Annotated in this window: 11 protein-coding genes; 8 read left to right on the forward strand and 3 right to left on the reverse strand. The window is 65.5% G+C overall.

The genetic code is table 11. The annotated features are described in order from the left end of the window. Window positions 1–47: 47 nt before the first annotated feature. Window positions 48–257 carry a ribosome modulation factor gene (locus tag MYCSM_RS03255; RefSeq protein WP_015304704.1) on the forward strand — a complete coding sequence of 70 codons (210 nt, stop codon included), beginning with the start codon at window positions 48–50 and terminating at the stop codon, window positions 255–257. A 140-nt stretch (window positions 258–397) separates the two neighbouring features. Here MYCSM_RS03255 and fadD8 read toward each other — a convergent pair whose 3' ends face one another. After that, a complete protein-coding gene (fadD8, locus tag MYCSM_RS03260; RefSeq protein ID WP_015304705.1) occupies window positions 398–1,999 on the reverse strand; it encodes a fatty-acid--CoA ligase FadD8 in 1,602 nt (533 codons plus the stop codon). Between the two features lie 115 nt (window positions 2,000–2,114). Then, a complete protein-coding gene (locus MYCSM_RS03265; protein ID WP_015304706.1) occupies window positions 2,115–2,585 on the reverse strand; it encodes a YciI family protein in 471 nt (156 codons plus the stop codon). 135 nt (window positions 2,586–2,720) lie between these two features. Between MYCSM_RS03265 and MYCSM_RS03270 the strand changes: the two genes are divergently transcribed. From MYCSM_RS03270 to MYCSM_RS03295, 6 genes are read left to right on the forward strand one after another with little or no spacing between them, the layout of a single operon-like run. Beyond that, a complete protein-coding gene (locus tag MYCSM_RS03270; protein WP_015304707.1) occupies window positions 2,721–4,325 on the forward strand; it encodes an amidohydrolase in 1,605 nt (534 codons plus the stop codon). 2 nt (window positions 4,326–4,327) lie between these two features. After that, window positions 4,328–5,896: a long-chain-fatty-acid--CoA ligase gene (locus MYCSM_RS03275; RefSeq protein ID WP_015304708.1), complete on the forward strand. Its 1,569-nt coding sequence runs from the start codon at window positions 4,328–4,330 to the stop codon at window positions 5,894–5,896. Window positions 5,897–5,905: 9 nt separating this feature from the next. Further along, window positions 5,906–6,868, forward strand: coding sequence for an o-succinylbenzoate synthase (locus MYCSM_RS03280; RefSeq protein ID WP_015304709.1), 963 nt, complete (start codon window positions 5,906–5,908; stop codon window positions 6,866–6,868). 44 nt (window positions 6,869–6,912) lie between these two features. Next, window positions 6,913–8,058 carry an LLM class flavin-dependent oxidoreductase gene (locus MYCSM_RS03285; RefSeq protein WP_015304710.1) on the forward strand — a complete coding sequence of 382 codons (1,146 nt, stop codon included), beginning with the start codon at window positions 6,913–6,915 and terminating at the stop codon, window positions 8,056–8,058. A gap of 42 nt (window positions 8,059–8,100) precedes the next feature. Beyond that, window positions 8,101–9,120 carry a GlxA family transcriptional regulator gene (locus MYCSM_RS03290; protein WP_015304711.1) on the forward strand — a complete coding sequence of 340 codons (1,020 nt, stop codon included), beginning with the start codon at window positions 8,101–8,103 and terminating at the stop codon, window positions 9,118–9,120. A gap of 15 nt (window positions 9,121–9,135) precedes the next feature. Further along, window positions 9,136–9,873: a DJ-1/PfpI family protein gene (locus tag MYCSM_RS03295; protein ID WP_015304712.1), complete on the forward strand. Its 738-nt coding sequence runs from the start codon at window positions 9,136–9,138 to the stop codon at window positions 9,871–9,873. Here MYCSM_RS03295 and MYCSM_RS38975 read toward each other — a convergent pair. Further along, on the reverse strand, window positions 9,870–10,751 hold the full coding sequence (locus MYCSM_RS38975; RefSeq protein ID WP_015304713.1) for a DUF559 domain-containing protein: 882 nt from the start codon (window positions 10,749–10,751) through the stop codon (window positions 9,870–9,872). The two genes, MYCSM_RS03295 and MYCSM_RS38975, sit on opposite strands and share 4 nt — an antisense overlap. A 115-nt stretch (window positions 10,752–10,866) precedes the next feature. Here MYCSM_RS38975 and MYCSM_RS03305 point away from each other — a divergent pair, with 115 nt between their 5' ends. Continuing rightward, entirely contained in the window at window positions 10,867–11,646 is a 780-nt protein-coding gene (locus tag MYCSM_RS03305; protein ID WP_015304714.1) for an alpha/beta fold hydrolase, read from the forward strand. Window positions 11,647–11,657: the final 11 nt, after the last annotated feature.

Below are 11,657 nucleotides of genomic sequence, written 5' to 3' on the forward strand. Positions count from 1 at the left end.
CGAAGGAATGCGGGCTGTAGCAACCATCGCTGGCGGAAAGTAGTGCTATGGCACATCGGCTGGTCACCGCCTACCGCGAAGGGCGAAAGGCGTTCGGGCATACGCTTCTCAACCCCTACGCGGGGATGGGCGACCGTGCCGTCGCCCGGATGTGGCGGCTGGGTTGGCAACGGGCCGCAGAGGAGAGTCGCGGCATCCCGCCCGAAGCCGAACGCATCGAGCGACTGCGCGCAGAGATCGACGCGCTCCTGGATTAGCGACACCGGACCGAGCACGCCCGAGCCCTACCCAGCCCGCCGACTCAAAGTGCCCGCCCTTTGCGACAATATCGCCGCCCAGCGATCTGTCGCCAAGAGTTGGGCACTGTGGCATGTGTACCTGCGACGGTCAGTGCTGCCTAGCCGACCGCGCGCGAAGCGCCCTCCCAGAACTGCGCGCGCACCGACTTCTTATCCGGCTTGCCCAACGCGGTCACCGGCACCGAGTCGACGACGATCACCTGCTTCGGCGCCTGCACCGACCCCTTGCGGTCCTTGACCGCGGCCTGGATCTCCGCAGTCATCCGAGCCACCGCATCCTCGTCGGACGGCGCGTCGGGCCGCAGCACCACCACAGCCGTCACGGCCTCACCCCACTTCTCGTCCGGGGTGCCGATCACGCATACCTGCGCGACCGAAGGATGCTCTGCCACAACGTCTTCCACCTCACGGGGGAACACGTTGAAGCCGCCGGTGACGATCATGTCCTTGGTCCGGTCAACGATGTAGTAGAAGCCGTCCTCGTCCTCGCGGGCCAAGTCACCGGTGTGCATCCAGCCGTCGCGGAACGTGTCAGCCGTTGCCTCCGGCAGATTCCAGTAACCGCCAGACAACAGCGGGCCAGACACGCAGATCTCGCCAACCTCGCCCTGCGGCACCGGCTTTCCGTCGTCGCCGAGTAGGGCCACGCGACAGAACAACGTCGGCCGCCCGCACGACGTCAACCGCTTCTCGTCATGATCGGCCTTGGCCAAATACGTGATCACCATCGGCGCCTCGGACTGCCCGTAATACTGGGCGAATATCGGGCCGAACCGCCGAATGGCTTCGGCCAGCCGCACCGGGTTCATCGCGGAGGCGCCGTAGTAGACGGTCTCCAGCGACGACAGGTCGCGGGTGTGCGAATCCGGATGATCCATCAGCGCGTAGATCATCGACGGCACCAGCATGGTGGCCGTGATGCGTTGTTCCTCGATCACCCGCAACACCTCGGCCGGGTCGAACTTGGTCAACACCACGAGCTCGCCGCCCTTGACGATCGTCGGCGTGAAGAACGCCGCGCCCGCGTGCGACAGCGGCGTGCACATCAAGAATTTCGGATGCTCGGGCCACTCCCACTCGGCGAGCTGCACCGTGGTCATCGTCGTGATGGACTGCGTCGTGCCGATGACGCCCTTGGGCTTGCCGGTGGTGCCGCCGGTGTAGGTCAGCCCGCCGATGTGGTCCGGCGCCAGGTCCGCGGCCACCAGCGGCTGCGGCGCGTACTTGGCCGCCTCGGCGTTCAAGTCCACGGCGACGACCGCTAGGGCCTCGGGGACCGGTCCGATGGTCAGCACCTGCTTGAGCGACGGCACTTTCTCCAGCAGCCCGAGCGCCCGCTCGATGAACATCGGGTTCGGATCGATGATCAGCGACGTGACCCCGGCGTCGGACAGCACGTATGCGTGATCGTCCAGCGAACCGAGAGGGTGTAGTGCGGTGCGCCGGTAGCCCTGCGTCTGCCCGGCGCCGATGATCATCAGGACCTCGGGCCGGTTCAGCGACAACAGCCCGACGGCCGCGCCGGTGCCAGCTCCGAGCGCTTCAAACGCCTGAATGTACTGGCTGATGCGGTCGGCGAGCTGGCCGCCTGTCAGCGTGGTGTCGCCGAGAAAGAGCACGGGCTTGTCTTTGTTGCGCTTGAGTGCGCCGACTGTGAGGTGTCCGGAGTGGAGGGGATGGCGCAGCAGCTCGTCCGTCATGACGTCCAGACTAGAACGTGTTACAGATTGTGTAGCCAGCAGCCGCCGAAACGGCATTCCAGCACGCGTTTACTCGGACTTTGCGTGCCGGAATGCCGTTTCGGCGCTCACTAAATCAGCGGCCCGCGGCCTTGTCGGCCTCGGCCCGATATCCAGCCGCGATCTTCTCGGCCAGCTCGGCCCGCCACTGGATCTCCTTTTGGACCCACTCGTTGTCCTGAGGAAACTCCTCGGTCTCGGCCACCCGGCGCACCTCGAGCCGAACGCCCGGTCCAAGGGGGCATTTCTGCGCCCACTGCTTGGCCTCTTCCTTCGACGACACGTCGAGGATCCAAAACCCGTTGAACAGCTCCTTGGCCTCGGTGTACGGCCCGTCGGTGACCACCGGCGGGTCGGCGTCGAAGTCGACGACGAAACCCTCGTCGGGTCCGGTCAGGCCCTCGCCGGCCAGCATCACGCCGGCCTTGATGAGCTCCTCGTTGTAACGACCCATCGACTCGATGACCTCGTTGAAATCGATGTTGGCGTCCGCGAAGGCAGCAGCGCCCTCCGGGGTCACCCGCATGATCATCATGTAGCGCGACATTGTGTGTCTCCTTCTAGTTGTGGAAGGGGCGCGTCCATCGTGCCCTCGCTGACACGTCGAACGGCAACCGGCCCAAATCGACACGCCCCCAAAGATTTCTTCAAAGAATTTTTCGACCGCTGGAAGGATGGCCGCATGCCGGCCGCTGACCTGGTCATTTTCGGAACCGTCCTCACCGTCGACGAATCGCAACCCACGGCTGAGGCGCTCGCCGTGTCGGACGGGCGCATTGTCGCCGTCGGCAGGCGCAACGACGTCGAGAGCTGGATCGGCGCCACCACGAAGACCCTCGACATCGACGGCTGCGTGATGCCCGGCTTCGTCGAGGCACACGGCCATCCACTGATGGAGGCCATCGTCTTGTCCGACCGGATGCTCGACATCCGGCCGGTCACCATGCGCAATGCCGACGACGTCGTCGGCGCCATCCGTGGCGAGGTGGCCACCCGCGGCGCCGAGGGCGCCTACCTGATCGGCTGGGATCCCTTGCTGCAGAAGGGGCTTCCTGATCCGACGCTCGACTGGCTGAACGCGACTGCGCCCGATGCGCCGCTGGTGATCGTGCACAACTCCGGGCACAAGGCGTACTTCAACTCCGCGGCCGCCGCGCAGGCCGGCCTGGCCCGCGACACCCCGGACCCCAAGGGCGCCAAGTTCGGCCGCGACGCCAACGGCGACCTCGACGGCACCGCCGAGGAGACCGCAGCGCTGTTCGCGGTGATGGGAGGTGCCGTCAATCCGAGCGACTATCCGGCGGAGCTGCGCGCCGAATGCGCAAGGCTGAACCGTGCGGGGCTCACGACATGCTCGGAGATGGCGTTCGATCCGTCGCTGCGGCCTGCAGTCGAGAAGATGCGCGACGAACTGACGGTCCGGTTCCGCGTGTACGAGATCTCCACCGCCACAATGGCCACCGACATGACGCCGGCCAACGGCGACGACATGTTCCGTCAGGTCGGCATCAAGATATGGGTGGACGGGTCACCGTGGATCGGCAACATCGACCTGACGTTCCCGTACCTGGACACCGATGCCACCCGCACCATCGGCGTCGCGCCCGGGTCGTGCGGCCATGCGAACTACACCCGCGAGCAGCTCACCGAGATCGTCGGCGCGTACTTCCCGAAGGGCTGGCCGATGGCCTGCCACGTCCAAGGCGACGCCGGCGTCGACACCATTCTGGACGTCTACCAAGACGCTCTGCGCCGCTGGCCACGTGATGATCACCGGCTGCGCCTCGAACATGTCGGCGCCATAAGGCCAGAACAGCTGCAGCGTGCCTATGATCTGGGCGTCACGTGCAGCTTGTTCGTCGACCAGATCCATTACTGGGGCGACGTGATCGTCGACGGTCTCTTCGGGCCCGAGCACGGCGAGCGATGGATGCCATGCGGCAGTGCGGTCAAGACCGGCATGCGGATCTCACTGCACAACGATCCGCCGGTGACTCCTGAGGAACCGCTGCGCAACATCAGCGTCGCGACCACGCGGATCGCGCCGAGCGGCCGGGTGTTGGCGCCGGAGGAACGGCTGACCGTCGAACAGGCGATTCGCGCGCAGACCATCGACGCGGCGTGGCAGCTGTTCGCCGACGACGTGGTCGGATCGCTGGAGGTCGGCAAGTACGCGGACATGGTGGTGTTATCGGCCGATCCGCGTTCTGTGCCGCCCGAACAGATCGCCGATCTAGAGGTTCGCGGAACTTTCCTGGCAGGCAGGCCGGTTTATGGCACGCTCTGATCATGTCCGACCTGCCTGAGCCGCGCTTTCTCGACGAACGAACCGCCCATTGGGCCGAGGCCAAACCCGACGACGAGGCGTTCACCTTTCTAGATAGGACGTGGACCTGGTCGGAGTGGAACGATCGCGTGCGCCGCCTGGCGGGCGCGCTGCAGGAACGCGGTGTCAAGCGCGGCGACGTCGTCGCGTTCCTCGACAAGAACCACCCGGCGTGCGTCGAGCTGACGATCGCCGCCGCATCGCTGGGCGCGGCCAACGCGATCATCAACTTCCGGCTGGCCGCCGAGGAACTCGACTATGTGCTCAACGATTCGGGCGCCAAGATCCTGTTCGTCGGCGACGAGCTCAAGGCCGGGGTCGACAAGATTCGCGATCAGCTGACCAACGTCGAGCACATCATCACGGCGACGCCCGAGGGTGGTGACGGCGACGAGTACGAGGCGTTGCTCGCTGGTGCGACGCCGGTGGGTCGCGGCGACGACGTGGAACCCGACGACGTGTCCATCATCATGTACTCGTCGGGCACCACCGGCCGCCCGAAAGGCGTTGAGCTGACGCAGGCCAACATCATCGCGCACACCGTCAACGCGCATGAGGGCTTCGAGTTCGACGAGGGTGACAAGAACATGGTGTCGATGCCGCTGTTCCATGTCGGTGGCTCGTCCTATGTGCAGTTCGGCATTCACGACGGTGTCCCGAGTGTGATGACGCGCGACGTTGACGGCATGACACTCGCCGGCGCAATTCTCAAGGGCGCCAACAGAACATTCCTGGTACCGGCCGTGCTGGCGAAGGTGCTGGAGTCCGGTGAGGACGCCGTCAAGCTGTTCGGCGCGTTGAAGACCTATGCGTACGGAGCGTCGCCGATGCCATTGCCGCTGCTGCGCGCGGCGCTGAAGGCGTGGCCGAACACCGACTTCATTCAGGCGTATGGCCTGACCGAATTGGGTGGCGTGATCAGCCATCTGCTGCCGGAGGCGCATCGCGACCCGGGCAAGGAGGAGCGGCTCAGCAGCGCGGGCACGTTGGTGCCGAATGCCGAGGTGCGCGTCGTCAACCCGGATACGTTGGAGGACGTGCCGGAGGGCGAGCAGGGTGAATTGTGGTTCCGCTCACCGCAATTGATGAAGGGTTACCACAACAAGCCCGAGGCGACGGCGGAGGCGATCACCGAGGATGGCTGGTTCCGCACCGGCGACATCGGCCGCGTGGACGACGGCGGTTACATCTTCGTCGAGGACCGGCTCAAGGACATGATCATCTCCGGTGGCGAGAACATCTACTCGATCGAAGTGGAGCGAGTGCTCGCCGAGCACCCCGCGGTGGCCGACGTCGCGGTCATCGGCGTGCCGGACGATAAGTGGGGCGAGGTGGTGAAAGCCGTTGTCCAACTTGAGGGTGAGGCGTCGGAGCAGGATCTGATCGCGTACTGCCGCGAGCATCTGGCCGCCTACAAGTGCCCGAAGACCGTCGACATCAAGGACGAATTGCCGCGCAACCCGACCGGCAAGATCCTGAAAAAGGATCTGCGTAAGCCGTACTGGGAGGGGCGGGATCGCGCAACGGTCTAGCCTGGCTCTGTGCCCCCGCCGCTGGACGACCTGCTCGACCGCTTGCATGTTGTCGCGCTGCCGATGCGAGTTCGCTTCCGCGGCATCATGGTTCGCGAGGTCGCGCTGATAGACGGGCCGGCGGGCTGGGGTGAGTTCGGCGCATTCCTCGAATACCAGCCGCCGGAGGCCGCGCACTGGCTCGCGGCTGCCATCGAAGCCGCATACCAGCGGCCGGTGCCGACGCTGCGCGACCGGATACCGATCAACGCGACCGTGCCTGCCGTCGCCGCCGACGATGTGCCCGCTGTGTTGGCGCGCTTCCCCGGTGCGCGCACGGCCAAGGTGAAGGTCGCTGAGCCGGGGCAGTCGTTGGCTGATGATGTCGCGCGGGTCAATGCCGTTCGCGCACTGGTGCCGACGGTGCGGGTCGACGCCAACGGAGGCTGGAGCGTCGACGAAGCGATAGCGGCCGCAACGGCTTTGACGGCTGACGGCCCGCTGGAATACATCGAGCAGCCGTGCAAGACGGTGCCCGAACTCGCCGAGCTGCGGCGCCGCGTCGACGTGCCGATCGCCGCCGATGAGAGCATCCGCAAGGCCGACGACCCGCTGCACGTGGTGCGTGCCGGCGCCGCGGATGTCGCGGTGCTCAAGGTCGCTCCGCTGGGTGGGGTGCGCAAGCTGCTGCATATCGCTGCGCAGATCGATATTCCGATAGTGGTGTCCAGCGCGCTCGATTCGGCCGTCGGCATCGGACAGGGCCTGCTGGCCGCGGCGGCATTGCCTGAGTTGCAGCACGCATGCGGATTGGGTACCGGCGGGCTGTTCGTCGAGGACGTCGTCGAGCCGATGCCGCCCGTCGACGGGTATCTGTCGGTCAAACGGTCGACACCGGACCCCGCGAGAATCGATGCCCTTGCCGCTGAGCCGGATCGCAGGCAGTGGTGGCTCGACCGCGTCGCCGCTTGCCGTCGGCATTTAGTCGAGTAGCCGCGTACTCTAAGGATGCCAGCGAACGGGGGGAGGCTGAGCATATGAGTTCGCTTCGCATTGGCATCATGGATCCGCTCATCGCCGCCCGGCCTGCCGCCGAAACCTTCACTCGCGTCAGTTATTTAGGCGCCCTCGCCGCTCGTGCCGATTCGTTTTGGGTGCCCGACCACCTCAACGCGTTATTCCCGCGGTCCCTGTGGAGCCCGAAGTACTCCGACGCGGCCAGGATCGTGCCGGCGCCGGACGCAGTACTCGAGCCGTGGACCATGCTCGGCCACATCGCCGCACGCAACCGGTTCCGTCGGATGAGCCTCGGTATCGGCGTGACGGATGCCGGCCGCCGCAACCCCGCCGTAACCGCGCAAGCGGCGGCAACCCTGCACCTGCTCACCCGCGGCCGCACCATCCTCGGTATCGGTCCCGGCGAGCGTGAAGGCAACGAACCGTACGGCGTCGACTGGTCGAAGCCGGTCGGCCGGTTCGAGGAGGCAATGGCAACCATCCGGGCGCTGTGGGACTCCAAAGGTGAACTCGTCAACCGTGATTCACCGTTCTTTCCGCTCCGCAACGCGGTCTTCGACCTTCCGCAGTACCAGGGCACGTGGCCTCAGATCTGGATCGCAGGCCACGGTCCGCGCATGCTGCGTGCGGTCGGACGGTACGGCGACGGGTTCTTCCCCGCCTTCCCACACTCGCCGCAGGAGTACGCGCAACGCCTGGAAGCAGTCCGCATTGCGGCGTCCGATGCGGGACGCGACCCGATGAAGATCGTGCCCGCGATCTGGATGATGACCGTCGCGGGCCGCACTCGAGACGCCGTCGATGAAGCGATCGAATGCGAAGTCATCAAGTCGTTCGGGCTAAATATGTCCGACGAGTTCTTCGCCAAGTACGGTGCACAGCATCCGCTCGGCGTCGGGTTCTCCGGCGCGCAGGATCTATTGCCGCACGGCTTCGATGAGGAAGAGGCCCTGTCGTACATAAAGAAGATTCCCACCGAAGTGGTCCGCAACGGACTGCTCACCGGGACACCCGACGAGATCGCCGACCGGGTGGCTGAATGGCGCGACCACGGCGTGCGCTACCTCGTGTTGGCGAATATCGGCCCGATGCACAGACATCTCCGAAAGGGCTTAGCGTCGGCAGTGGCGTTCAACCAGGCTGTCAGCCGGATAAAGAAGCTCTGACCAGCGCGTGTCCTAATTTGTGGGGTCCAGGGCATAGACGCCATGGCTGCACTCGCCAACACTGGGTTCATGCGAGCGGTGGTGGTAGTCGGCTACCCGGGCGTTCAGGCACTCGACCTGGTCGGTCCGTTCGAGGTGTTCACCGGCGCCACCGTCTATCTGGCCAGCCTGGGCCGCGTCGATGAGGGCTACAAAGTCAGTGTGGTCTCCCGCGGTGGCGAACCGGTCACCACGCTCACCGGACTGGCTCTGTTCGCTGAACCGCTTCCGGACCCACGCGAACCAATCGACACCCTGGTCCTGCCCGGCGGCATCGGTGTCGACGATGCGCGGCAAAACCCAGACACCCTCGGCTGGATAAAGATCGCCGCCGAACACAGCCGTCGCGTCGTCAGCGTATGCACGGGAGCGTTTCTTGCCGCGCAAGCGGGATTGATCGACGGCTGCATCGCGACCACGCATTGGGCGTTCGCCGCACAGATGGCCAACGAGTTTCCCTCTGTCACAGTCGATCCCGAGCCAATTTTCGTCCGCAGCGCGGAGAAGATCTGGACCGCAGCGGGCGTCACCGCTGGCATCGATCTGGCTCTGTCGCTGGTGGAAGACGACTATGGCACGGAAGCCGCACAGACCGTCGCGCGCTGGCTGGTGTTGTACCTGCGGCGGCCAGGCGGGCAGACGCAGTTCGCCGCGCCGGTGTGGATGCCTAGAGCCAAGCGGGCGCCCATCCGCGAGGTGCAGGAGGCCATCGAGTCTGAACCCGGTGGCGCGCACAGTATTCCAGAGTTGGCCCGTCGCGCCGCGATGAGCCCCCGGCACTTCACCCGGTTGTTCACCGACGAGGTCGGCGAGGCGCCGGGCGCCTACGTCGAGCGCATCCGCACCGAGGCCGCGCGCCGCCAGCTCGAGGAGACCGACGACACCGTCACGGTGATCGCGGCCCGCTGCGGCTTCGGTTCGGCAGAAACCTTGCGGCGCAATTTCGTTCGACGGCTTGGCATTTCGCCGGATCAGTATCGCAAGACTTCCGCACACGCGAGGAGCGGATTCGGCACCGCATAACCAAAGGAGATGGCAATGACGCAGATCGCGATCGTGGTGTACCCCGGTTTCACGGCTCTGGACTTCATCGGTCCGTATGAGGTGTTGCGCAACCTGCCCGACGCGGAGGTGCGGTTCGTCTGGCGCGAGCCCGGACCAATCGCCGCCGACTCCGGTGCACTGTTGGTCGGGGCCACGCATTCCTTCGACGAGACGCCGTCGCCCGACATCATTTTGGTGCCCGGTGGCATGACCACCTTCGAACATGCCCGCGACGAGAAGCTGCTCGACTGGGTGCGTCGGGCCGATCAGACGTCGACCTGGACGACGTCGGTGTGCTCCGGATCGGTGATTTTGGCCGCGGCCGGTTTGTTGAAGGGTCACCGCGCGACGTCGCACTGGCTAGTGCTGCCCATGCTGAAGCCATTCGGCGTAGAGACGGTCGGCGACGAGCGGATCGTGCACGAGGGCAAGCTCGTCACGGCCGCAGGCGTGTCGGCCGGTATCGATCTTGCGATGTGGCTGTTCGGCCAGATCTGCGGCGAGGCGAAGGCCAAGGCGGTGCAGCTGGCCATCGAGTACGACCCGCAGCCGCCGTTCGACTCCGGTCACGTGTCGAAGGCGTCGGCCGCCACCAAGGCCACGGCTACCGCGCAGCTCAGCAAGGAAACCTTCAAGCAGCATCAGTTGAGCCAGTCGGTGCGGCTGCTGTGGGACGCCGCAATCCAGCGGGCACGCGGCGGCAAGCAGCGTGAAGCGATTTCGGCGCGCTAACGCCCGCTGAGCGTCCTTCGGCGCGCCGAAATCGCCGAGCGGATTTCGGCGATGACTCGTCGCGGGTATTCGACCAGGTCCAGCCAGGTGAACCGCAATACGAGCCAACCCATCAGCGTCAGATAGTTCTGTCGCTTTCGGTCGGTCTGAAAGACCTCCCGATCGTTGTGGAACGCCCAGCCGTCAACCTCGATGACGATCCTTGATTCTGGGAATGCGATGTCGACCTTGTACGGACCGATCGGATAATTTGTCTGCCAACCTGTAATGCCCGCTTCGCGAAGGAGTTTCACGATTAGGCGTTCGGCTTCCGAGCGTGCACCACTCGACGCCGCTTGCAGCAGCCGCCGGGCTCCTGGTGACCCGTATCTGCCCTTGTTGCGCATATGCGCTCGCCACAGTTCCGGTAGACCGATCCGCCGTTGCAACGCCGCATCCATCAGTTTGACGCCGCCACGTTCCTTGACTGCTGCTTCGACCACCGTCAGTGCGAGCGCGGTCACTCCGAGTCCGCCTAGGACGACAACATCCGATGGGTCCAAGTCTCGACGCCGTATTCGGCATCCTTCGCGGCTGCGGCCGTGACTGTTCCGCGGCACCGTGACCTCGACGATGTTAGGCGCAAATTTCGTCAGGTCGTGCCACCATGCCGCAGTGAGACCGCTACCCACGGCGCGCTCGCCGTAGCCCCATACGGCGGCTCGAATACGCGCCGCGTCCGTAAACGGTCGGTCATCCACGAAGTAGACGCCGCGGCTGCAGCGAATCCAGTGACCCGAGGCAACGCGGCGTTGGACGGCCTTTTGGCTCAGCCCGATGCGTTGAGCTTGGGCGAGGGTAATCACACCGTCATGGCGGCGTAAGTAATCATCAAGCACAGCGAATGGACGCTCTAACGCGCCGTCTGGTTCCGCCTCACCCTGATTTCGGCGCGGTGACGCCCGCCCAGCGTCCGTGGCCGCGCCGAAATCGCGCTCAAGTAGCGTCGTCGGCGTGAATCTGGCCTACGACGACCGCGGCAGAGGCGACCCAGTGCTCTTCATCGCCGGGCGCGGCGGAGCCGGTCGCACCTGGCACCTGAACCAGGTGCCGGAGTTTCAGCGGGCCGGCCATCGCTGCATCACGTTCGACAACCGCGGCATCGGCGCGACCGAGAACGCCGACGGCTTCACTATCGACACCATGGTCGCGGACACGGCCGCGCTGATCGAGAAGCTCGACACCGCGCCTGTGCGCATCGTCGCGGTGTCGATGGGCGCGTTCATCGCACAGGAGCTGATGGTGGCCAGGCCCGAGCTGGTCAGGTCCGCGGTGCTGATGGCCACCCGCGGCCGCCACGACCGCACCCGCGACTTCTTCCGCGGAGCGGAACTGGACCTCATGAGCTCCGGCATCGAGCTGCCCGCGACGTATGACGCGAAAGTCCGCCTGCTGGAGAGCTTTTCACCAAAGACCCTCAACGACGACGTGGCGGTGCGCGACTGGATCGACATGTTCACCATGTGGCCGTCCAAGCCGACGCCAGGCCTCAAGACGCAGCTGAGCATCGCGCCGGAGGGCAACCGGCTGGCCGCCTACCGAGCTATTGCGGCACCGGTACTCGTCATCGGCTTCTCGGACGACGTCGTGCTGCCCCCGCACCTCGCCGAGGAGGTCGCCGACGCGATTCCCAACGGCCGCTATCTGGAGATACCGGACGCCGGCCACCTCGGATTCATCGAACGGCCGCAGGTCGTCAACGCCGCGGCGCTGAAATTCTTCGCCGACACCTGACGACTTTCGGC

The organism is Mycobacterium sp. JS623 (assembly GCF_000328565.1).
GTDB lineage: Bacteria > Actinomycetota > Actinomycetes > Mycobacteriales > Mycobacteriaceae > Mycobacterium.